Raw genomic sequence first — 23,660 nt, forward strand, 5'->3', positions numbered from 1 at the left:
TCCAGCGGGCGGCCGAAGGTGAGTGGCCAAATGGTCGCCCTGCGATCTGGGCGTCGAGACATGAAGTAGGCAGCTAGGGCAGGGGCGTGCCGCCGGTGGCGTTGAGGATTTCGGCGGTGATGTAGCTGGCCTGCTGTGAGGCCAGGAAAACGTACGCGGGGGCCATCTCGGCCGGCTGGCCCGGACGCCCCAGGGGGCTTTGCTCGCCGAATTGCGAGGTGTCGGGCAAGGTGGCGGGGATCAGCGGCGTCCACACCGGGCCGGGGGCCACGGCGTTCACCCGGATGCCGCGTTCCGCCAGGTTGCCGGCCAGGCCCTGCGTGAAGGTCACGATGGCGCCCTTGGTCGTGGCGTAGTCGAGCAGATGAGGGCTGGGCTTGTACGCCTGCACCGAGGTGGTATTGATGATGCTGCCGCCTTCCGGGATATGCGGCAGGGACATCTTGCAGAGCCAGAACATCCCGTACAGATTCGTGCGCATCACGCGGTCGAATTGCTCGGTGGTGATGTCTTCGAGCCCTCCCGACTGTGCCATTTGGAAGGCGGCATTGTTGACGAGGATGTCGATCGAGCCGAAGGCGTCGACCGCTTGCGCCACCAATTTCCCGCACTCGGATTCGTCGCGGATGTCGCAGGGCACCGGAACGGCGCGGCGCCCGGCCTCTTTGATCAGACGTGCCGTCTCCTGGGCGTCTTTCTCTTCCTCGGGCAGATAGCTGAAAACGACGTCGGCGCCCTCACGGGCGAATGCGAGGGCTACGGCCCGCCCGATCCCGGAGTCGCCGCCGGTGATCAGAGAATGTCGGTTGTCCAACAGGCCATGGCCCTGGTAGCTGCCTTCTCCGTGGTCGGGCCGCGGCTCCATGTGGTCCGTGGCGCCGGGATGGGATTGGTCCTGCTGCGGAAATTCGGGCTGAGGGTAGCGCTTCCCTGGATGACGCTGGTCCTGTCCGCTCATGTGATGGCCTCCGAAACCAGAAGATCGGGTGCCCTGAGTTCCCCTCGGCAACACATGCAAACCATCGGACGTCCGAAACCCTGGCGGCAGGCTTGTTAGCGGATGGGAATCGGAGGGAACCCGGCCGTGACGCGAATTGGTGCGACATTCAGTCGCTGAGGAAGAGCATCTCTATCCCGCCGTCCGCCGTCACCTGGCCGGAGGAGACGCGGTCGCCGACAAGGAGATCGCCGACCATTCCCGCGTCGGGGGGAGAAGGTCCGTCGCGCGAAGAAGACCGCCCCCACCCGGCCGCATCCCAGCGCTCCGGACACCCCGCCGGGTAACAAGCTGCTCGCCCCCGGAGCGGGGCTGGTGGACCGAGCCCGCGACTTCGTCACCGGGCGCGGCAAGTAAGCGCGGCGGGTCCGCGGCCACCGTGGCGCGGCGCGCCGAGGGAGAGTGGGCGGAGTCTGACACCACATCGAGCCGTAGCACCGCGCCGCCAGATGTCCGACTCCCTCCGCTCCTCGCCGCTCGCCGCGGCCAGCCCCTACGGACGGTCATCGGTCATGACGCGCACGGCCTGTCTGCGCACTTCATCCACGCACTCCAACACGGCGACCGCGTCTCTTCGCTTGTCGGCCTCCGCGCTCCCCTCGCCCACATCGCCCCCGCGCACCGCGGCCACGAAGTCCTGGAGACAGACGCGCAGTTGGTCCGACGCCGGCAGCGTGAACCGCTCCTCGTGGTCCTGCTCCTCCAGCACCAGCACCGGCTGATGAGCCGCGGGCGGAGTGAACGCGCGCGTCACCGACAGTCGGCCCCGGTCTCCCCACAGCGTGTACGACGACGCGTACACGTGCTCGAAGCCGAACGTCACGTGGGCCAGTACCCCGGAAGGCGAGATCAGCAAGGCCTGCCCCGACAGGTCGAGCCCGTCCGAGGCGCGCGTGCGCAGCGTCGCGCCCGCCACCCGCGGCCCGGGCCCCAGCAGCAGCGCCGCGGCGCGCAACGGATAGACGCCCACGTCGAGCAGCGCCCCGCCGCCGAGGCCGGGTGCGTACCGGATGTCGTCAGCGGGGAGCGGCGGAATGCAGAAGGACGCCTGGAACGTGCTCGGCGTGCCGATCCGTCCGCGTCGCACCAGGTCCGCGGCGAACGCGTGCTGCGGATGGTGCGGGAACATGAAGTTCTCCCGCAGCACCAGACCGCGCTCCCGCGCGAGGGAGTACAACTGGCGTGCCTCGTCGGCGTTCACCCCGATCGGCTTCTCGATCAGCACATGCTTGCCGGCGCGCAGCGCGCGGTCTGCCCATGCGCGGTGCAGCGCCGTGGGTGTCGAGATGTACACCGCCTCCACGTCCGGGCGGTTCAGCAGCGCGGCGTAGTCCGTCTCCGCCGCACAGCCGAATTGCTCGGCGAAACGGCCCGCCTTCTCCACGGACCGGCCGGCGACCGCGATGAGATCGACCTCCGGCATGTTCACCGCGGTGGGCAGCACGCGCCTGCGGGCGATCGACGACGTGGCGAGCGCCCCCAGCCGCAACGGCCGGACCCCGGCCGGGCTCACAACGCCCGCAGCGCCGCCACCAGGGTCCTGGCCTGCACGTTCACGTGATGACTGTAGTGGAGCAGTTCGTCCAACTGACATGGTGTCACCCAACGGAAATCGTCCGATACGGTGGGGAGGTCGCTCTCCGCCTCGATGATCAGGTAACGGCTCTGGGCGTTCCGGAACCGGCCGCCTTCCTCCGACAGGACCACGTCGTAGGCGGCGCCATCGGCGCGGGCCAGTGCCTCGGCGAGATAGGGCGGCTGGTCGGCCGCGGGCAGATGGGCGTAGTTCTCCGGCACGCACTGCACCGTGGGGCCGAGCTCGACCACATCGAGGAATCCCGGCTCCGCCCGCGCCCGCAGCAGCGCGTGCGGTACACCGTCGACCCGGCGGACGAACAGGGCCACGACTCCGGTGCCGTGCGGTTCGAGCAGCGGCTGGGACCAGGAGGGCACCTCACGCCGGCGCGAGGAGACGTCGACCGCCACCACCTTGAAGTACAGCGCCCGCTCATGGGCCACCTCGTCCGCGGTAAGGTGCCAGCCCGCGGTCTCCGCGAGGCCGATCGGCACCACCTCGACCTCGTGCTCGGCCCGCCGCCGCGTGATCCAGCTACGGATCTCCCGGTCCGCGTGGAGCGCCCGCCGGGTGTCCTCCTGCCGCCAGTCCGGAAGGCAGGACAGGACGGTCCGCGCGTCCATGTTGATCAGGTTGTCCTGCCGCAGCAGCGCGTGGACTTGTCCCAGCGTCAGCCAGGCGAAGTCCTCATCCGCCTCGGCCTCGGGGCCGACCTCCACGATCATGTTGCGGTTGCGCTTGCGCAGGAACCACGAGCCCTGTTCCGACTGGAGAACGTCCGCGACGACGGATTCGGGCGCCGCGCGGCGGAAGAGCCTCAGATAGGGGACGGCGGAACCACCGTGCACCCGGGAGTAGTTGCTCTTGGTCGCCTGCACGGTCGGCGACAGCTGTACGCCGTTGACGTTCCCCGGCTCGGGTTTCGCCTGCATCAGCAGATGCGGCACACCGTCGAAGTCGCGCAGCGCGATGCCGAGAAGGCCGATCTCCGGCTGTCGGATGATCGGCTGCGACCATGCGGACACCGGACCGAAGTCCGATCGCACCCGCAGCCCGTGCACCGAGAAGAACCGTCCGCTCGCGTGCCGCAGATCGCCCGTCCGTTCGTCGAAGCCCCAGCCGCGCAAGGCGGCGAACGGCACCCGCTCCACTCGCTGCGCGTGCTCGCGACGACGTCTGTCGAGCCACGCCAGTACCTCCGGGTTGCTCATCACCCCGCCGTCGACCGCGGCGGCGGAGGCGGCAAGCCTCGACACGCTACGGGGTTCCGCGGTGCGGGACGGCAACATCAGACCTGTCGCGGTCATCGACTCCGCCTCTACTCGTTCCGGGAAACACGGCCGCCGAGCGCTCGGCGATCCGCGGGCGGCGTGGTGCGCGACATCGGCACCGCGCCGCCACCCAACTGTGGGTACGAAGGGCGGATCTTGCGGCGGCTGTTGCGCAGCAAGAGTGCCATAGGAGGGTTTGCCTGGCACCGGTTCAGGGTGTGCTGGGACCTGTAACTGTGGCTCTCGCGGACGCCCCTCCCGCCGGGGCACGTGAGGATGGTGGCATTCAGGTGGCCTGTCCACCGCAGGACGGCATGAGAGGCAGAGACTGGCGTGAATCCTTTCGACGACCCCGACGCCGAGTTCTTGGTGCTGGTCAACGACGAGGGGCAGCATTCGCTGTGGCCCGCCTTCGCGGACGTGCCCGACGGCTGGCATATCGCCCACGGCAAGGACACTCGTGCAGCGTGCCTGGCGTACATCGAGGAGAACTGGACGGATATGCGACCCAAGAGCCTGATCGAGGCGATGGGCGGCTGAGCCGCCCTCGGCGCGTGTTACGGCATGAAGGGGATAGTCCTCGCGGGCGGGAGCGGTACCCGGCTGCATCCTTTGACGCATGCGGTGTCGAAGCAGATCCTGCCCGTCTACAACAAGCCGATGGTCTACTACCCGCTGTCGGTGCTCATGCTCGGCGGGATCAGGGAAATCCTCGTCATATCGACTCCGCGCCATCTGGACCTGTTCCGTGTGCTCCTGGGCGACGGCAGCCAACTGGGGATGTCGATCGAGTACGCCGAGCAGCGTGCGGCGAACGGCATCGCCGAAGCCTTCGTCATCGGTGCGGAATTCATCGGGGACGATCCCGTGGCACTCGTGCTCGGGGACAACATCTTCCACGGTCCCGGTTTTTCGAGGATGCTGCACCGGGAGGCAGGCAGCATCGACGGCTGCGTGCTCTTCGGCTATCCGGTCAAGGACCCGGAGCGCTATGGCGTTGGCACCATGGACGAGCGGGGCCGGCTGATCCACCTGGAGGAGAAGCCGGCGGAGCCCACGTCAAATCTGGCGATCACCGGACTCTATCTCTATGACAACGACGTCGTGGACATCGCCAAGAACATCCGGCCGTCCGAGCGCGGCGAACTGGAGATCACCGACGTCAACCGGGTCTATCTGGAGCGCGGGAAGGCCAGGCTGATCAGCCTCGGCCGCGGCTTCGCCTGGCTCGACACCGGAACGCACGATTCGCTGCTCCAGGCCGGACAGTACGTCCAGCTCCTCGAACAGCGCCAAGGAGTGCGGATCGCCTGTCTCGAAGAGATCGCCTTCCGCATGGGGTACATCGACGCCGCGGCCTGTTACGGGCTCGGCGAACAACTGCGGCATACGGACTACGGAAAGTACCTTATGGACATCACGGCCGAAAACCGCTGAGGGGAAGAACTCATGCGCATAGTCGTGACTGGCGGTGCGGGTTTCATCGGCTCGCACTTCGTCCGCCAGGCACTGACGGGGGCGTACGAGGCCCTGGTGGACGCGGAGGTGGTGGTGGTCGACAAGCTCACCTACGCCGGCAACGAGGCCAACCTGGCGGAGGTTGCCGCCAGTCCCCGGCTGCGCTTCGTGCGGGGTGACATCTGCGACGCGGCGCTCGTCAACGACCTGTTGCGCGGGGCCGACCAGGTGGTCCACTTCGCCGCCGAATCGCACGTCGACCGTTCCATAGCGGGCGCCGAGGAGTTCGTCAGGACCAATGTACTGGGCACCCACACGCTCCTCGAGGCGGCGGCCGAAGCCGAGGTGGCGAAATTCGTCCATGTCTCCACGGACGAGGTGTACGGCTCTATCGACCGGGGTTCCTGGACCGAGCACGAACCACTCGATCCCAACTCTCCCTATTCCGCGTCCAAGGCATCGTCCGATCTCCTGGCACGGGCCTTTTACCGCACCCACGGGCTTCCCGTGTGCGTGACCCGGTGCGCAAACAATTACGGTCCTTACCAGCATCCGGAGAAGGCCATCCCGCGGTTCATCACCAACCTCATGGATGGTGAGCCGGTGCCGCTGTACGGCGACGGCGCGAACGTGCGGGACTGGTTGCACGTCGAAGACCACTGCCGGGGCGTCGCCCTGGTCGCGGAAAGGGGACTGGCGGGGGAGGTGTACAACATCGGCGGCGGTACGGAACTGGCCAACCGGGAGCTCACGGAGAGAATACTCGAATTGCTCGGTGCCGACTGGTCGATGGTGCGGAAGGTGCCGGACAGAAAGGGGCATGACCGTCGCTATTCGCTGGACATCACCAAGATTTCCGGCGAACTCGGCTACCAGCCCGCCGTGTCCCTCGAGGAGGGCCTGGCGGACACCGTGAAATGGTATGCGGGGCGACGCGATTGGTGGGAGCCACTGAAGGTGAGCGGATAGTGGGTGGGCGCGCGGAAGGAAACTCTCGAAGCTGAGGGAACCTCTCGTCCACGAGCGGACAGAAACACCAGAGAAGGGAATGACAAGAGCCATGGCGTTGCCCGCTACCGGTGAGAGCCGGTGGTTCCGCAGGTTCCATCCGAACTCGGAGGCCGATATCAGCCTGGTGTGTCTGCCGCACGCCGGGGGAACCGCGAGTTTCTACTTCCCGCTCTCCGAGCTGCTGCCTTCGACCGTGGAGGCCCTGGCCGTCCAGTACCCGGGGCGACAGGACCGGCTGAGCGAGCCGTGCGTCGAGAGCGTCCCCGAGATGGCGCGGGCCGTCTTCGACGTGCTGAAGCCGCTCGCCGCCGAGCGTCCCGTCGCGCTGTTCGGCCACAGCATGGGCGCCGCCGTCGGATTCGAACTGGCCATGCTGCTCGAACGAGAGCTGGGGACCACACCCCTGGCGCTCTTCGCCTCCGCCAGGCCCGCGCCTTCGCTCCAGCGCGGCCGGGACATCCACCGTCTCGACGACGCCGGGCTCGTCGCCGAGCTGCGACGGCTCAGTGGCACCGACGCGCAGATCCTCGACGAACGCGAACTGCTGCAACTGGCCCTGCCGTCGATCCGCAGCGACTACAAGGCGTCCGAGACCTACCAGACGGAGCCCGGCACGGCGCTGCGGTGCGACATCGTCGCACTCACCGGCGAAGCCGACGACCACGTCTCGGTCGAGGAGGCGGCGGGCTGGCGGGAGCACACCGCGGGCGGCTTCGACCTGCGGGTGTTCCCCGGCGGCCACTTCTATGTCGCCGAGCACGGGACAGCGGTGGCCGCGGCGATCACGGACACCCTGAGTGCGGCGCGGACCCGCGGCGGACAGACCATCGGCTGAGGGAGAACCCGACGATGCGTGTACTTTTCGTGACGCTCTCCGACAGGTCACATCTGCTGTCCATGGTGCCGCTCGCGTGGTCCCTGGCCGTCGCGGGCCACGACGTCCAAGTCGCCAGCAGCCCCGCGCTGGTGGACGCCATCAAGAGCATGGGCCTGACCGCGGTCTCCGTCGGCGAGGACCACAACTTCCACGACATGCTGGCGCGGAACCGCGGCTCGCTGGAGAACCCGCTTTCCGACTGGTCCAACCCGACCCTCGAGGCGCACTCGTGGGAGCAGGCGCTGGCGAAGCTCAGAGTCAGCGTCATGTTCTCGCACCAGGTCTACAACGACCCCATGATCCCCGACCTGGTCGCGTATGCCCGCCGCTGGCGACCCGACCTGGTCATCTGGGAACCCCTCAGCTACGCGGGGCCGGTGGCGGCGCGCGTCGTCGGCGCCGCCCACGCCCGGCTGCTGTGGTGCTTCGACAACCACTCCGCGATGCGCGACGTCTTCCTCCAGCGCCAGGCGGAACGCCCGCGGGAGCGCCGTGAAGACCCGATGGCCGACTGGCTCGGCAAGCACCTCAGCCGCTACGGCAGCTCGTTCGACGAAGAGGTCGTGGTCGGCCAGTGGACCATCGACCAGGTACCCACCAGCCTCCAGTTTCCGCTGACGGTGGAGCGGATACCGGTCCGCTACCTCCCCTACAACGGACCCTGTGAGATCCCGGACTGGGTGCACGAGCCACCCGAGCGCCCGCGCGTCGTCCTGACGCCCGGCATCTCCGCGCATGCCGTGGTCGGCGGCACCCTCCTCCCGATCCCCGACATGATCGACACGCTGGGCGACATGGACGTCGACGTGGTGGCCACGCTGCCGCCCGACGAGGCCGAGAAGCTCGTCAAGGTCCCCGGCAACACCCGTATCGTCGACTTCGTCCCCCTGCACGCCCTGCTTCCCACTGCCTCGGCCGTCGTCCACTACGGCGGCTTCGGCTCCTGGAGCACCGCACTCGCCAACGCCGTACCCCAGTTCATCCCCACCATCCGCTACGGCGACTGGTGGAACAGAGCGACAAGCCTGTCCGAGGCCGGTGCGGGACTCGCCGTTCACGCCTCCGAGCTGACGGCCGACGTCCTGCGCGACAGCGTGCAACGGCTGGTCAAGGACCCCTCCTTCCGGAGCGGAGCCGAGCGCCTGCGCCAGGAGAACCTGAGCGCGCCCACCCCACACGATCTGGTACCCGTACTGGAAAACCTCACCGCGGAGCGTCGCCGATGAAGGTACGAGAGCTGGCGGTGTCCGGCGCCTACGAGTTCGTACCCGACGTTCACCGCGACCGGCGCGGCGCGTTCGTCGCCCACTACACCGAAACCGCCTTCTCGGAAGCCGTGGGGTATCCGCTGCGCCTGGGTCAGGTGCACCACAGCTTCTCCCGGCGCGGGGTCGTCCGGGGTGTGCACTACGAGGATGTGCCGCCCGGCCAGGCCAAAGTGGTGACCTGCCCCGCCGGGGAGCTGCTCGATGTGGTGGTCGATCTGCGGGTCGGTTCCCCCACGTTCGGCCGCTGGGACAGCACCCGGCTGAACCCCGACTCCTGCCGTGCGGTGTACCTGGCGGAGGGACTCGGGCACGCGTTCATCGCCCTGCGGGACGACACGGTGGCCGCCTATGTGACGTCGGTGGAGTACGACCCGGCGGCCGAGCACGAGGTCGACGCCTTCGACCCGGCGCTCGGGCTGCCCTGGCCCGACGGCATGGAGTACCTGGTCTCCCCACGTGACCGGGACGCGCCGACGCTGGCCGAGGCCCGCCGCGCCGGCGTGCTGCCGTCGTACGAGGTGTGCCGGGCGCTGCACGTGGACAGGGGTGACGGGGCACGGTGAACCACGCGATCGACGCGCACGCGGGCTCCGCCGTCGTCATCGGCGGCACCGGATTCCTGGGACGGCACATCTGCGCAGCGCTGACCGCACATGGATATGACGTCCTGGCCGTGGCGAGAAAACCCGCCCAACCGACTCCCGGGGCCCGCTTCCTGCCGCTCGACGTGGCAGCCGCGACGGTCGGGGACATCGCCGAGGCCGTGGGCTCCGCCGATCTCGTCGTCAACGCGGCGGGCGACCTCGGGGCGGACGACGAGGAACGGATGACGGCCGGGCATGTCCTGCTCGTCGACCGGCTGGTGCGCGCCGTCTCGACGCTCCGCCGACGGCCGAGGCTGCTACAGCTCGGCACCGTGCACGAGTACGGCCCCGTCCCGGAGGGCACGGCCATCGCGGAGGATCACCCGACCGCCCCTGGCAGCCTCTACGCGCGCACCAAGCTGGCCGGCAGCCGAATCGTCCTGGACGCCACGGAGGCGGGGCGCGTGGACGGCTGTGTGCTCCGCCTCACCAATGGCTGCGGACCCGGCGCCCCGCTGCACGGCTTCCTCGGCCGGCTCGCCGCCCAACTGCGCACCACCAGCGAGGACGCTCCGCTCACCCTGACCGTCGTCGACGACCAGCGCGACTTCGTCGACGTACGTGACATCGCCGAGGCCGTGGTGCTGGCGGCGGGCACACGGGCGACCGGGCGCCTGATCAACATCGGGTCGGGGACCGCCACCAGCATGCGGGAACTCGCCGGAATTCTCGTCTCCGTGTCGGGGGTGCCCCCGCACCTGGTGCGGAAGGGGCAGGCCCCGGTACACAGCAAGGGCGGCGCGTGGACCCAGGCCGACATCCGGCTGGCGCGCGGGCGGCTGGGCTGGTCCCCGCGGGTGCCGCTGGAGCGATCCCTCCGCGACTTGTGGGCCGCCTCGTGACCTTTCCGGTCTGACGCGGCACGGCCGCTACCTGGATGGTGTGCTGTCGAGGAGGCGCAGGCCGACCGTCATGGGAAGCTCCCGGTGCGGCTCGAGCGAATCGAAGGCGTGCGAGTGGTGCCCTTCGGCCACCGGCTTGCGGGTCAGGAAGGCCAGCAGGTCCCGCGTGGCGGGCTTCGACGTGTCGGCGGCGTACAGGGTCGAGACGCTGTGCTTGCTCTCGTGGTCGACGATCAGGCATGTGTCGAGGAAGTCACGGTGCTGCGCCTTGGCGCGAATCAGGTCGGCGTCCGTGTCGTGCCATCGGGTGCCGTTCACCTCGCGCATGTCGTGCAGGAACGTGACGGCGCTGTCGTCCGTCATGTTCTCGCTGCCCAGGTAGGTCGTCATGGTGTGGTCGACGCCGTCGCTGTGCACCCCTTCGAGCGCCGGCTCGCCGATCATGTCACCGTCGGTGGTGGTCCTCACGTTGAGCAGGGTGCAGATCCACTGGTCGCTGTCGTAGTCGAGTTTCGGCCGATGGGTGACCGTCACGCCTTCGAAGACCATGAACTTGAAGACGAGAAGCGCTTGCAGGGCGGTGTTGAGCTGTAGGTCGTTCTGAATCTCGTCGAAGTTGCGCACCTGGCCGGAATCGTGCCGTACGAAGTCGTCCTCCATGGACAGCATGAACGGCTGGAATTCGAGCCGCCGCACCCGCATGGCAGACGGGTCGAAACCGAAGCGGCCGGTCCTGGTCTTTCGGAACGGGAGGGTCGGGTCGCTCTTCAGCCCGTCGCTGACGGTGGTGAGGCTCTTGAGGTCGTCGTCTGTGGCGCCCAATCCCTTGACGATCCTGGTGAGCTGAGCGCCGGGGACGAAAGCGAAACGATCGCGGATATAGGTCGAGCGTATCTCCGTAATCTCGGAAACCACGGCGTCATAGTTCGGCATACCCTTTGTGCCCTCCATGATGATACGGCGGATTCATTGGCCGGATGACGGGATCGGCGAGCCGGTACCAGAAGACTCGGCATGCGCTGCCGTCACACTTACCATCCGACGGCCCGGTGGGCAATGGGCTGCGAATGCTGATGCGCAGAGGACAGTGCCGTAACGGCGGTGATCGCCGATGTCACTGACGGGTGCGGCGGCGGACACTTATAAGGCAGTTGATGCCGGGTATATCGAGAGCATGAACTCCACGCCGGGCTTCTTCTGAATTCGTTTCCGTTCGGCCGCACGCCCGGTGCTGGAGGTTTCTCTCGATGACCACTGTCGGCCTGTCTGGAGAGGTCCGCGCCGGAGACGCTGTCGACCCGGACACGGCGATAGCCGTGATCGGCGTCTCCTGCCGGTTCCCGCGGGCGGAAAGCCCGCGGCGGCTGTGGGAGCTGTTGGCGTCGGGCGAAAGCGCCGTCACGGAGGTCCCGCCGGACCGCTGGACAGGTCAGGCCTCCGACGGAGCACCTCGGTGGGGCGCCTTTCTCGACCGGCCGGCGGACTTCGACGCGGGCTTCTTCGGCCTTTCCCCCCGCGAGGCGCCTTTCGTCGACCCGCAACAGCGACTCGTATTGGAACTGGGCTGGGAAGCCCTTGAGGACGCCCGCGTGGTCCCCAGTGAGGTCAGCGGCAGCCGACTGGGCACATTCGTCGGCGTGAACGCGGACGACTACGCGAAGCTGCTGACGCGTCACGCCGAAGCACTCGGCGCCCACCACACCTTGCCGGGCATTCAGCGCGGCATTATCGCCAACCGGCTCTCCGCTTTCCTCGGCGCCAGTGGCCCGAGCCTCACGATTGACTCCGCACAGTCCTCCTCCTTGGTGGCCCTGCACCTGGCCTGCGAGAGCCTGCGGTCCGGGGAGTCGGAACTGGCCATCGCGTGCGGCGTCAATCTGCACCTGATGCCGGAAAGCGTGCTGCTCGCCGCGAGCTGGGGCGGTCTCTCGCCGGACGGCCGCTGCCACACGTTCGACGCCAAGGCCAACGGATATGTGCCGGGCGAGGGCGGAGGCGCCGTCGTGCTCAAGCGTCTGAGCGCCGCGCTCGAGGACGGAGACCGCGTCCTGTGCCTGGTGCGTGGCAGCGCGACCAACAACGACGGCAGGGGTGAGACGCTCACCTCTCCGACGGTGGGCGCCCAGGCCGACGTCCTCACCCGGGCCTACGAGCACGCCGGCCTGTCCCCGGCCGCCGTGCGCTACGTCGAGCTGCACGGAACCGGAACCCCGGTGGGCGACCCGGTCGAGGCCGCCGCACTGGGAGAGGCCATCGGCAGTCGGCGTCCGGTCGGCCGGCCGCTCGCCGTCGGGTCGATCAAAACCAACATCGGCCACCTGAGCGGCGCGGGCGGTATCGCCGGGTTCATCAAGACCGTCCTGGCCCTCAAGCACCGGCTGCTGCCCGCCAGCTTGAACTTCGAGACACCGAACCCCCGGATTCCCCTGGACGAACTCAACCTCCAGGTGCAGCGGAAACTCGGTCCGTGGCCCGGGGACCCGGCGCCGGACGAGCCACTCGTCGCGGGGGTGAGCTCCTTCGGGATGGGCGGCAGCAACTGCCATGTCGTGCTGTCGGACTGGCGGCCGGAACCGGCGGACGGGCACACCGGCGGGCGCACCCGAACGGATCCGCCCATCGTGCCCTGGATCGTCTCCGGCCGCTCCGAGCAGGCGCTGCGCGGACAGGCGCGCCGCCTGGCCCGGTTCGTCGAGGGCGCCGGCGACATGGACGCGGTCGACGTGGGCTGGTCGCTGGTGTCGTCGCGGTCGCGTTTCGGACATCGCGCGGTGGTGATGGGCGCGGGTCGGGGTCAGCTCGCCGAGGGGTTGTCGGGGCTGGCTGAACGGGGCGGTGGCTCGGGCGTGGTCTCGGGTTCGGTGGTGGACGGTGATGTGGGGGTGGTGTTTTCGGGACAGGGCGCGCAGCGCGTCGGCATGGGTGAGGGCTTGTCGGGGTTCGGTGCGTTCACTGTGGCGCTGGATGAGGTGTTGGGCGTCTTTGACGAGGTCGCTGGTGGTGTGGCCGCTGACATAGGGCTCTCGGAGGAGCTTCAGGAGGTCTTCGGGGTCGGAGGGGATTTCTCGGCTCGACTGCGGGAGGTGATGTCCGGAGGTATTGACGGGCTGACCGGGACGGGGTGGGCGCAGCCGGCGTTGTTCGCGTTCGAGGTGGCTTCGTGGCGTTTGCTGGGTTCGTGGGATGTGCGTCCCTCGGTGGTGGCGGGGCATTCTCTGGGCGAGTTGGTGGCGGCTCATGTGGCGGGTGTGTGGTCGTTGCGGGACGCGGCTCGGGTGGTGCTGGCGCGTGGGTGGCTGATGCATGGGCTGCCGACCGGCGAGGGCGTGATGGTGGCGGTGGGAGCTGGGGTGGACGCGGTGCGTTCGGGCGACGGTGTGGAGGTCGCGGCGGTGAACGGTCCCGAGTCGGTGGTGCTTTCGGGGACGGTGGCGCCGGTGTTGGCCGAGGCGGGGCGCTTGGCGGGGTTGGGGGTGAGGACGCGGCGTCTGACGGTGTCGCATGCGACGCATTCGGCGTTGATGGAGCCGATGTTCGAGGCGTTCGGGCGGGTTGTGGGGTCGGTGGGGTACCGGGATCAGCACGTGCCGGTGGTGTCGAGCGTCACGGGACGGATGGCTGCTCCGGGGGTGTTGCAGGATCCGGCGTACTGGGTGCGCCAGGTGCGCAGGACGGTGTTGTTCGCCGATGCGGTTGCCACCATGCGTGACCACGGGGTGGCGACCTTTCTGGAGATCGGCCCCGACGCCGTTCTCACCCCCATGATCAAGGAGTCGGTCCGGGCCTGGGCCGAGGACGAGCGGACGCATCCCGACGTCGCCGCGGTCCCGTTCTGCCGCAGGGATCGGGACGAGACGCATACCGCGGCCACTGCGATGGCTCACCTATGGGTGCGCGGTGAGGTGGTCGGCTGGGAACCGTTCTTCGTGGGGGCGCGACAAGTCGACCTGCCCACCTACGCGTTCCAGCGCGAGCGGTACTGGATCGAGAGCCGGCCGTCACCGGAACGGACGGCCGCCGAACCCACTCGTGAGGTCCCGGAGACCGACGGGGCCGGGGTGGCAGCGGCATTGGACGCGGGGCGGGCCGACGGACGCCTCGCCGCCGTTCTGGCCGGGCTGTCCGAGCCCGAACAACGTGACGCCGTCCTCGACACGGTGTGCGACCAGGCGGCGTCGGTCATGGAGTACACCGGCCGGGTCGACGCCACGCTGACCTTCAAAGACCTCGGCTTCGACTCCCTGATGGCGCAGGAGCTGGCCGACGGTCTCGCCGCACGCACCGGTCTGCCCCTCGCCGGCCGGCTGGTCTTCGACTACCCGACCCCGCGCGGTCTCGCCGACCACCTCTACGAAGAGATCACCGGAAAGCGACGGGCGACTGACACCCGCGTCGCGAAGGCGACGGCGGAGCCGTTGGCCATCGTGGGCATGGCGTGCCGCTACCCCGGCGGCGTGAGCACGCCCGAACAGCTGTGGGAGCTGGTCGTCACCGGCGAGGACGCCATCTCCGGGTACCCCACCGACCGGGGCTGGGACCTGGACGCCCTCTACGACCCGGACCCCGGGCACTGGGGCACCAGCTACACACGGATGGGCGGCTTCCTCACCGGAGCCGGTGACTTCGACGCGGAGTTCTTCGGGATTTCGCCGCGTGAGGCGCTGGCGATGGACCCGCAGCAGCGGCTGCTGCTGGAGACGTCCTGGGAGGCACTGGAGCGAGCCGGAATCGATCCGCGATCGCGCCGCGAGTCGGCGACCGGCACCTACATAGGCGCCACCACCCATTACTACGGTCCACGTGCCCACCAGGCAGCTGACGGCTTCGCCGGTTACCTGCTCACCGGTAACACGCCGAGCGTGATGTCCGGCCGCATCGCCTACGCGCTCGGGCTGGAAGGCCCGGCGGTGACGGTGGACACGGCGTGTTCGTCGTCGCTGGTGGCGCTGCATCTGGCCGGTCAGGCGCTGCGTTCCGGCGAGTGCGACCTGGCCCTCGCCGGCGGTGTCACGGTCATGGCCTCCCCGGACATGTTCATTGAATTCAGCCGGCAGCGCGGGTTGTCGGCGGATGGCCGGTGCAAGGCGTTTTCGGCGGGTGCGGATGGTACGGGGTGGGGTGAGGGTGTGGGGGTGCTGGTGGTGGAGCGGCTGTCGGACGCCAGGCGGAACGGGCACCGGGTCCTTGCCGTGGTGCGTGGTTCCGCGGTGAACCAGGATGGTGGGTCGAATGGGTTGACGGCGCCGAACGGTCCGTCGCAGCAGCGGGTGATCCGGTCGGCGCTGGCGAGTGCGGGGCTCGGCGCGGATGAGGTCGACGCCGTCGAGGCGCATGGTACGGGGACGAGGTTGGGGGACCCGATCGAGGCGCAGGCGCTGCTGGCCACGTATGGGCGGGACCGGGACGGGCATCGGCCGTTGTGGCTGGGGTCGTTGAAGTCGAATATCGGTCATACGCAGGCGGCCGCGGGTGTGGCCGGTGTGATCAAGATGGTGTTGGCGATGCGGCACGGGGTGTTGCCGAAGACGTTGCACGTGGAGGAGCCGACCCCGCAGGTGGACTGGTCGGCGGGTGGGGTGGAGCTGCTGACCGAGGCGCGTCCGTGGGCCGGGGGTGGCCGTCCGCGGCGGGCGGGTGTGTCCTCGTTCGGGATCAGCGGCACCAACGCACACGTCATCCTGGAAGAGGCCGAAGAGGCCGAAGAGGCCGAAGAGGCCCCGGACAAGCCGGAAGCGCCGGCGGAAGAACCGGACGTCGCCCCCGCTGTCATGCCCTGGGTCCTGTCGGGGAAGAGCGAGGCGGCGCTGCGCGGGCAGGCGCGACGGCTCGCGTCCTTCCTGGAGGCGCGCCCCGAGGTGTCGCCCGTTGACGTCGGGATGTCACTGGTCACCTCACGGTCGCTGCACGAGCGGCGCGCGGTCGTGACGGGCGGCTCGCGGGAGGAACTCCTCAAAGCGGTGAGGGCGGTGGCCGAGTCCACCGCGACGAGCGGTGTGGCGCGAGACGGCGGAATCACGCCTCGCCCCGTGTTCGTGTTCCCGGGGCAGGGGTCGCAGTGGGTGGGAATGGCTCGGGAGCTGCTGACGTCCTCGACGGCCTTCGCCGCACGGATGAGCGAGTGCGCGGTGGCGCTGTCCTCGTTCGTGGAGTGGTCGCTGCTGGATGTGCTCGACGACGCCGATGCGTTGGAGCGCGTGGAGGTGGTCCAGCCCACGCTGTGGGCGGTCATGGTGTCGCTGGCCGAGGTGTGGCGCTCGTACGGTGTCGAACCGGCGGCCGTGGTGGGCCACTCACAGGGGGAGATCGCGGCCGCGGTGGTGGGGGGCGGCCTGTCGCTGCGGGACGGTGCCCGGGTGGCGGCGTTGCGCAGCCGCGCGATCGGCACCGGGCTGGCCGGGCGCGGCGGGATGGTGTCGGTGGCGGCACCGGTCGACGAAGTGCGGCGGCGCATCGAGGCGTTGGGCGGGGCGGTGGCGGTGGCGGCGGTCAACGGGCCGTCGTCCACGGTGGTGTCGGGCACGCCGGAGGCGCTGGACGTACTGCTGGCGCGGTGTGCACGCGACGGAACAAGGGCCAGGCGTGTCGCGGTGAACTATGCCTCGCACTCCTCGCAGGTCGATGAGGTCCGCGAACAGATCCTCGCCGATCTGGCGCCGATGGAGCCTCAGACGTTCGCGGTGCCCTTCTTCTCCACGGTCACCGGGGAGTGGCTGGGCGGCGAGCGCGGCCCGGACGCCGAGTACTGGGTCCGCAACCTGCGGCAGACGGTGCGTTTCGAAGAGGCGATCCGGGCGCTGGCCGGTGAGGGTTTCGGGGCGTTCGTGGAGTGCAGCGCGCACCCGGTGCTGACCGTGAGCCTGCGGGAGACGCTGGCGACCGCGGGAAGCGACGCCGTGGTGGTCGGTTCGCTGCGGCGCGACGACGGCGGTGCGCGACGCATGCTCACGTCGCTGGGCGAGGCGTTCGTCCACGGTGTGCCGGTGGACTGGACGCGGGCGTACACCGGGTCGGGGGCGCGGCGCGTGGACCTGCCCACGTACGCGTTCCAGCACGAGAGGTTCTGGTGGGAGCCGGACGCCGAGCCGGCACCGGAGGGCAGCGCGGCCGACGCGGCGTTCTGGCAGGCCGTGGAGGGCGGCGACGCGGAGTCGCTGGCCGGCGCACTGGAGGTCGACGCCGAGTCGGTCGCGCAGGTGCTGCCCGCGTTGAAGTCCTGGCGGCAGCGGCAGCTCGTGACCTCGACGGTGGACGGCTGGCGTTACCGCACCAGGTGGGTGCCCATGGGCACGGCACGTCGGCCGACGCTGTCCGGCACCTGGCTGCTGGTCGTCCCGGAGGGCCGCGCCGGGGAGGCCGTGGGGCCGGTCGCGGCCGCGGTGCGGGACCACGGAGGCGACGCGGTCACGGTCGAGCTGCCCGCCGGGGCCGTCCGCGACCGGATCGCCGACACGCTGCGAGGTGTTCGGGCGGAGGGCGGCGAGTACCGCGGTGTGTTGTCGCTGCTGTCCCTGGCCGACGGGCCACCCACCGGAGCCGGTGTCTCCCGGGCGGGCCTGACCGGGACGCTCGCCCTGTTCCAGGCGCTGGGCGACGCAGGGGTGGACGCACCCCTGTGGTGCCTGACCCGCGGTGCGGTGGCCGTCGCGGACGGGGATCAGGTCGGCGTTCCCGCCCAGCGGATGGTGTGGGGCCTGGGCCGGATCGCGGCCCTGGAGCACCCGGAGCGGTTCGGCGGCCTGGTGGACCTGCCGGAGCGGTGGGACGCGCGCGCGGGCCGCCTGCTGGCGGCGGTACTGGCCGGTGCCGAGGGCGAGGACCAGGTCGCGCTCCGTCCCTCCGGAATGTTCGCCCGCCGCCTCGCCCGCGCCACGCGTCCCGGCCCGGGGGCGGTGTGGCGCCCGCGCGGCACCGTGCTGGTGACGGGTGGTACCGGTGGTCTGGGCGCGCGGGTGGCCCGCTGGCTGGCCAGGTCGGGCGCCGAGCACGTGGTGCTGGCCGGCCGCCGTGGACCGGACGCGCCCGGCGCCTCCGCGCTGCGCGAGGAACTGGAGGCCACCGGCGCGCGGGTGACCGTCACCGCCTGCGACGTGGGCGACCGCACGGCACTCGCCCGGCTCCTCGACGACGTATCCGACGACGGCTGCCCGCTGTCGGCGGTGGTCCACACCGCGGCGGTCCTGGACGACGCGGTCGTGGAGCGGCTGACCCCCGGGCAGATCGACCGCGTGCTGCGGGTGAAGGCCGACGGTGCCTGGTACCTGCATGAGCTGACCCTCGGCATGGACCTGGACGCGTTCGTGCTGTTCTCCTCTGTGGCGGGCACCCTGGGCGCCTCAGGACAGGGCAACTACGCGCCCGGCAACGCCTACCTCGACGCCCTCGCCGAGCACCGGCACGGCCTCGGCCTTCCCGCCTCCTCGGTGGCCTGGAGCGCCTGGGCCGAGGAAGGCATGGCCGAGGGCGGCATCGGCACGGTGGCGCGTCGGCACGGCCTGCCGGAGATGGACCCCGAACTGGCGGTGTCGGCACTGGCGGGCGCGGTGGCCGGAGGCGAGCCCAACGTCGTGATCGCGGACGTCGAATGGGACAGGTTCCATGTGGCCTACACCGCCACCCGCCCCAGCCCCTTCCTGGCCGACCTGCCCGACGTACGCAGGCTCGCCCACGTGGCCGGTCCCGGCACACACGCGGCGGCCGCGCCCGACAGCCTGGCCGGCAGGCTCGCCGGCCTGGCGACCCGGGCCGAACAGGAGACGGCGACGCTCGCCGTGGTACGTGACCACGTGGCGTCGGTCCTGGGCCACGTGGGAGCCGACGCGGTTGATCCGTCCCGCGCGTTCAAAGACCTCGGCCTCGACTCGGTGACCGCCATCGAGCTGTGCAACCACCTGAACGCGGCGACCGGCCTGCGCCTGTCGCCCACCTCGGCCTTCGACTTCCCGAACGCCCGCGCGCTCGCGGCCCACCTGCGCGCGGAACTGCTCCCCGAACCGGAGGCGGCGGCTGCCTCGCCCGTGGCCGCAGAACCGGCGACCGACCAGGACCCCGTGGTCATCGTCGGGATGAGCTGCCGATTCCCCGGTGACGTCCGGTCCCCCGAGGACCTGTGGCGGATGCTCGACACGGGTGCGGAGGGAATCACCCCGTTCCCCGCCGACCGCGGCTGGGACTTGGCGGCCCTGTACGACCCGGACTCCGGCAACGACCGCGCCGGGACGTCCTGTACCGACGAGGGCGGTTTCCTCCACGACGCGGGCGACTTCGACGCCGACTTCTTCGGGATCTCGCCGCGTGAGGCGCTGGCGACGGACCCGCAGCAGCGGCTGCTGCTGGAGACGTCCTGGGAGGCGCTGGAGCGGGCGGGCATCGACCCCTTGGCGCTCAGGGGCACCGGCACCGCCGTCTTCGCCGGGACGAACGGCCAGGACTACCTCGCCATGAGCCCCGAGGTGCCCGAGGAGGCGGCGGGATACGTCATCACCGGCAACACGGCCAGTGTGCTCTCCGGCCGGGTGTCCTACGCCCTGGGCCTCGAGGGTCCCGCGATGACGGTGGACACGGCATGTTCGTCCTCGCTGGTGGCCCTGCACCTGGCCGTACAGTCGCTGCGCACCGGCGAGTGCACGCTCGCCCTCGTCAGCGGGGTGACCGTCATGGCCACGCCCGGCCTGTTCACCGAGTTCACCCGCCAGGGCGGGCTCGCTCCCGACGGGCGCTGCAAGGCGTTCGCGGCGACGGCCGACGGTGCCGGCTTCTCCGAGGGCGTGGGCGTCCTGGTGGTGGAGCGGCTGTCGGAGGCCCGGCGCCAGGGGCACCAGGTGCTGGCGGTGGTACGGGGTTCGGCCGTGAACCAGGACGGCGCCACCAACGGGCTGACTGCGCCGAGCGGCCCGTCGCAGCAGCGGGTGATCCGGGCGGCGTTGGCGGACGCGGGGCTGACCGCGGCCGAGGTCGATGTGGTGGAGGCGCACGGTACGGGTACGACGCTGGGCGATCCGATCGAGGCGCGGGCGCTGCTGGCGACGTACGGTCGCGACCGGGACGGGGACCGGCCGTTGTGGCTGGGCTCGGTGAAGTCCAACATCGGGCACACCCAGGCCGCCGCGGGCGTGGCCGGTGTCATCAAGACGGTGCTGGCCATGCGGCACGGGCTGATGCCCCGGACCCTGCACGTCGATGAGCCGTCGCCGCATGTGGACTGGTCCGCGGGCGCGGTGAGGCTGCTGGCCGACCCCGTCGAGTGGCCCGAGACCGGACGACCGCGTCGGGCGGGTGTGTCCTCCTTCGGCGTGAGCGGAACGAACGCCCACATCATCCTGGAACAGACACCGGCACCGGCACTGGAACATTCACCGGAACAGGCGGCTGCGGAGGCCGAGGCGGACGACGAGCCCGTGCCGAGCCCCCTGGCGGTCGCTGCCGGTGATATCACCCCCTGGGTGCTGTCGGCGAAGTCCGAGGCGGCGGTCCGGGACCAGGCCGCGCGGTTGCTGTCGCTTGTCGACGAGGGCGCCGGCCCGGACGCGGTGGCAACGAACGATGTCGGATTCTCGCTGGCCACCACCCGTGCGGTGTTCGACCACCGCGCGGTGGTCCTGGGCGCGGATCGCGCCGATATGGCGCGCGGCCTGGCCGCCCTGGCGGAGGGACGGGAGGCCCCGGGCGTGGCGCACGGTGCCGTCATCGGCTCCGACCACAGAGCGGTCTTCGTCTTCCCCGGCCAGGGCTGGCAGTGGGCGGGGATGGCGGTCGAGCTGCTGGATTCGTCGCCGGTGTTCGCGGAGTGGATGAGGACATGCGCGGCGGCGCTGGCGCCGTCGGTCGACTGGTCGTTGCTGGACGTGGTGCGAGGTGCCGAGGGGCCGGAGTGGCTTGACCGGGTCGACGTGGTGCAGCCGGTGATGTGGGCGGTGATGGTGTCGCTGGCGGGGACGTGGCGTTCGCTGGGTGTGGTGCCGTCGGCTGTGGTGGGGCATTCGCAGGGGGAGATCGCGGCCGCGGTGGTGGCGGGCGGCTTGTCCTTGGAGGACGGCGCGCGGGTGGTGGCGGTGCGCAGTCGCGCGTTGCGGGCGCTGTCGGGCCGTGGGGCGATGGCGTCGGTGAGTCTGCCGGCGGCAGCGGTGGAGGAGTGGCTGGCGGCGTGGGGTGAGCGGTTGTCGGTGGCGGCGGTGAACGCGCCGGCGTCGGTGGTGGTGTCGGGTGATGTGGAAGCGGTTGAGGAGTGGCTGGCGGTGTGTGAGGCGGAGGGGGTGCGAGCGCGTCGGGTGTCGGTGGACTACGCCTCGCACTGTGCGCATGTCGAGGCGATCGAGGCCGAGCTCGAGCGGAGTCTTGCCGGGATCGCTCCTCGGCCGTCGTCGGTCCCGTTCTATTCGACGGTGACGGGCGGTGTGCTGGACACGGTGGAATTGGACGCGCGGTACTGGTACCGGAACCTGCGCGGAAGGGTGCGGTTCGACGAGACGGTGCGGGTGTTGCTGGGCGAGGGCTTCCGGGTGTTCGTGGAGGCCAGTGGGCATCCGGCGCTGGTGATGGGCGTTGAGGGGACGGCCGACGACTGTGGGGTCGGCATCGCGGCGGTGGGGACGTTGCGCCGTGGCGAGGGCGGTCCGGAGCGGCTGTTGGCGTCCGTGGCCGAGGCGTTCGTGGGTGGTGCCGGGGTGGATTGGCCGGCGGTGTTCGCGGGATCGGGAGCGCGGCGCGTGGACTTGCCGACGTACGCGTTCCAGCGTCGGCGGTACTGGCTCGACTCACGCGCTGCTGCGGAATCCGGTGCTGCGGCCTCGGTGGGGTTGGAGCCGACGGAGCACCCGTTGCTGGGGGCGGCGGTGCCGCTGCCCGAGTCGGGCGGGTTCTTGCTGACGGGGCGCTTGTCGCTGCGCGCCCAGCCCTGGCTTGCCGATCACATGATGCTGGGGCGGGTGGTCGTGCCGGGGTCGGCCTTGGTGGAGATGGCCTTGCGGGCGGGGGAGGAGGTGGGGTGTCGCCGGCTGGAGGAGCTGACGCTGGAGGCGCCGCTGGTGCTGGCCGACGAGGGCGCGGTCCAGGTCCAGCTCGTCGTCGGCGGGCCGCGGGAGGAAGACCGGCGTGAATTGAGTGTGTACGCCCGTGATGGCGGCAGCGATTCGTGGACGCGCCATGCGCGAGGTCTGCTGAGCGTTGGTGGTGAGGCGAGCGGCTCGGGGGATGGGAGCGGCTCGGGGGATGCGAGCGCATGGCCGCCGGTGGGAGCGGAAACGGTCGACTTCGCCGGGGCGTATGAGCGGTTGGCGGATGTGGGGCTCGCATATGAGCCGGCGTTTCGCGGGCTGCGGTCGGTGTGGCGCCGGGGGGAGGAGGTCTTCGCCGAGGCGGAGTTGCCGGAGGGGACGAGTACGGATCGCCTGGGGATGCATCCTGTGCTGCTGGACGCGGCGTTGTACGCGTGGTTGGCATGCGTGGACGGCGCCGGGGACGGGGTGCGGCTGCCGTTCGCGTGGAGTGGTGTGTCCGTGCATGCGGCCGCGGCTTCGGTGGTGCGGGTGCGGCTGGCGCCGGATGGCGATGGCGGGCTGTCGATGGCGGTGGCCGACGCGGCGGGGATGCCGGTGGTGTCGGTGGATGCGCTGGTCATGCGACCGGTGCGGGAGGCGGAGTTCGCGGTCCCGGCGGGGGCGGGGGAGGGCCGGTACCGAGTGGAGTGGGTGCCGGCCGCGTTGCCTGCGGCTTCGGGGGGCGGATCGTGCGCCGTGGTGGGCGAGGACGTCTTCGGGTTGGCCGAGACGTTGGGGGCGGAGTTCTTCAAGGATCTCGCCGCGCTGAGCGAGCACGCGGTGCCGGATGTGGCGGTGGTGTGCGTTGATTCCGCCGTCGGCGAGGTGGCGTCGGCCGTGAGTGGTGCCGAGGGCGGGATCTTGGGTGTGGTGCGGGAGTGGTTGGCGGAGGAGAGGTTCGCTCGGTCGCGGTTGGTGGTGGTGACGCGGGGTGCGGTGGCCGTCGAGGCGGGTGAGGACGTCCGCGATCTGGCGGCGGCCCCGGTGTGGGGGTTGCTGCGGTCCGCGCAGCCCGAGAATCCGGGGCGGCTCGTGTTGCTGGACGTGGACGATTCGGCGGCGTCGCTCGATGTCCTGCGGCAGGCCGTCCTGGCGGGAGCGGGACAGGTGGCCGTACGGAGCGGCGAGGTGTTCACGCCGCGCCCGGCCCGGCCGAAGGGACGCGTCCGTCGGCCGGTCCCCGCACGACGCGCCCCCGCCCCCGCCCACGCCGAAGCCTCCCGTTCGGAAGAAGCGCCGCTGGTACGGCGTCTGTCGGGCCTCGGCCACGGGGAGCGACAGCGGGTACTGCTCCGGACGGTCCGGGAACACGCCGCGGCCATCCTCGGCCTCGGGGAAGCGGGAGCCGTGGCGCCTGAGCGCGGCTTCCTCGACCTCGGCTTCGTCTCGCACACCGCGGTGGACTTGCGTAACCGGCTGAACTCGGCCACCGGGTTGCGACTGCCCACCACCCTGATCTTCGACTACCCGAGCCCGGCCGCGCTCGCCGAACACCTCGGAAAGGAACTGGCACCTCCCGACGCCCCGGCATCGGACGGCCCGACACAGGCCGGCTCGGCGCAGAAGGACCCGGTCACCATCGCTGATCGTTTGGAGTCCGCGGCGGCCGAAGACCTCTTCAGCTTCATCGACCAGGAATTCGGACCGTCCTGAGCGCACGCTCTCGCACGCCGTACACCAACCG

General features: G+C 70.4%; 12 protein-coding genes and 1 pseudogene. 9 read left to right on the forward strand and 4 right to left on the reverse strand.

Annotation, left to right across the window (positions count from 1 at the left end; translation table 11 throughout):
- Positions 1 to 73: 73 nt before the first annotated feature.
- Positions 74 to 958 carry an SDR family oxidoreductase gene (locus ACT2CW_RS45060; RefSeq protein WP_445519673.1) on the reverse strand — a complete coding sequence of 295 codons (885 nt, stop codon included), beginning with the start codon at positions 956 to 958 and terminating at the stop codon, positions 74 to 76.
- 133 nt (positions 959 to 1,091) lie between these two features.
- Here ACT2CW_RS45060 and ACT2CW_RS45065 point away from each other — a divergent pair.
- Positions 1,092 to 1,354: pseudogene (locus tag ACT2CW_RS45065) on the forward strand (hemerythrin domain-containing protein); the annotation flags it as partial.
- 136 nt (positions 1,355 to 1,490) lie between these two features.
- Here ACT2CW_RS45065 and ACT2CW_RS45070 read toward each other — a convergent pair.
- Both ACT2CW_RS45070 and ACT2CW_RS45075 read right to left on the reverse strand, forming a co-directional pair.
- Positions 1,491 to 2,510 (reverse strand): Gfo/Idh/MocA family protein, encoded by a 1,020-nt coding sequence (locus ACT2CW_RS45070; RefSeq protein ID WP_445519672.1) that lies wholly within the window; start codon positions 2,508 to 2,510, stop codon positions 1,491 to 1,493.
- The gene (locus ACT2CW_RS45075) at positions 2,507 to 3,880 is read right to left on the reverse strand and encodes an NDP-hexose 2,3-dehydratase family protein (protein WP_445519671.1); all 1,374 of its coding nucleotides are present in this window, start codon (positions 3,878 to 3,880) and stop codon (positions 2,507 to 2,509) included. The genes ACT2CW_RS45070 and ACT2CW_RS45075 overlap by 4 nt, the downstream gene beginning before the upstream one ends.
- Positions 3,881 to 4,177: 297 nt before the next feature.
- On the opposite strand from ACT2CW_RS45075, the gene ACT2CW_RS45080 reads away from it, so the two are divergent.
- From ACT2CW_RS45080 to ACT2CW_RS45110, 7 genes are all read left to right on the forward strand, one after another.
- Entirely contained in the window at positions 4,178 to 4,384 is a 207-nt protein-coding gene (locus tag ACT2CW_RS45080) for an MbtH family protein (protein ID WP_445519670.1), read from the forward strand.
- Between the two features lie 24 nt (positions 4,385 to 4,408).
- Positions 4,409 to 5,281: a glucose-1-phosphate thymidylyltransferase RfbA gene (gene rfbA / locus ACT2CW_RS45085; protein WP_445519669.1), complete on the forward strand. Its 873-nt coding sequence runs from the start codon at positions 4,409 to 4,411 to the stop codon at positions 5,279 to 5,281.
- Between the two features lie 12 nt (positions 5,282 to 5,293).
- Positions 5,294 to 6,271, forward strand: coding sequence for a dTDP-glucose 4,6-dehydratase (gene rfbB / locus ACT2CW_RS45090; protein ID WP_445519668.1), 978 nt, complete (start codon positions 5,294 to 5,296; stop codon positions 6,269 to 6,271).
- A gap of 91 nt (positions 6,272 to 6,362) precedes the next feature.
- Positions 6,363 to 7,148 carry a thioesterase II family protein gene (locus tag ACT2CW_RS45095; RefSeq protein WP_445519667.1) on the forward strand — a complete coding sequence of 262 codons (786 nt, stop codon included), beginning with the start codon at positions 6,363 to 6,365 and terminating at the stop codon, positions 7,146 to 7,148.
- 14 nt (positions 7,149 to 7,162) lie between these two features.
- The gene (locus ACT2CW_RS45100) at positions 7,163 to 8,416 is read left to right on the forward strand and encodes an activator-dependent family glycosyltransferase (protein WP_445519666.1); all 1,254 of its coding nucleotides are present in this window, start codon (positions 7,163 to 7,165) and stop codon (positions 8,414 to 8,416) included.
- Positions 8,413 to 9,021, forward strand: a complete 609-nt coding sequence (locus ACT2CW_RS45105) for a dTDP-4-dehydrorhamnose 3,5-epimerase family protein (protein WP_445519665.1) — start codon at positions 8,413 to 8,415, stop codon at positions 9,019 to 9,021. The genes ACT2CW_RS45100 and ACT2CW_RS45105 overlap by 4 nt, the downstream gene beginning before the upstream one ends.
- Positions 9,018 to 9,944 carry an NAD-dependent epimerase/dehydratase family protein gene (locus ACT2CW_RS45110; RefSeq protein ID WP_445519664.1) on the forward strand — a complete coding sequence of 309 codons (927 nt, stop codon included), beginning with the start codon at positions 9,018 to 9,020 and terminating at the stop codon, positions 9,942 to 9,944. The genes ACT2CW_RS45105 and ACT2CW_RS45110 overlap by 4 nt, the downstream gene beginning before the upstream one ends.
- A 27-nt stretch (positions 9,945 to 9,971) precedes the next feature.
- On the opposite strand, the gene ACT2CW_RS45115 is transcribed toward ACT2CW_RS45110, so the two are convergent.
- The gene (locus ACT2CW_RS45115) at positions 9,972 to 10,859 is read right to left on the reverse strand and encodes a 2OG-Fe dioxygenase family protein (RefSeq protein ID WP_445519663.1); all 888 of its coding nucleotides are present in this window, start codon (positions 10,857 to 10,859) and stop codon (positions 9,972 to 9,974) included.
- Between the two features lie 332 nt (positions 10,860 to 11,191).
- Between ACT2CW_RS45115 and ACT2CW_RS45120 the strand changes: the two genes are divergently transcribed.
- Positions 11,192 to 23,629 carry a type I polyketide synthase gene (locus ACT2CW_RS45120; RefSeq protein ID WP_445519662.1) on the forward strand — a complete coding sequence of 4,146 codons (12,438 nt, stop codon included), beginning with the start codon at positions 11,192 to 11,194 and terminating at the stop codon, positions 23,627 to 23,629.
- The last annotated feature ends 31 nt before the right edge of the window (positions 23,630 to 23,660 follow it).

It is taken from the genome of Streptomyces sp. NEAU-174 (assembly GCF_052665095.1).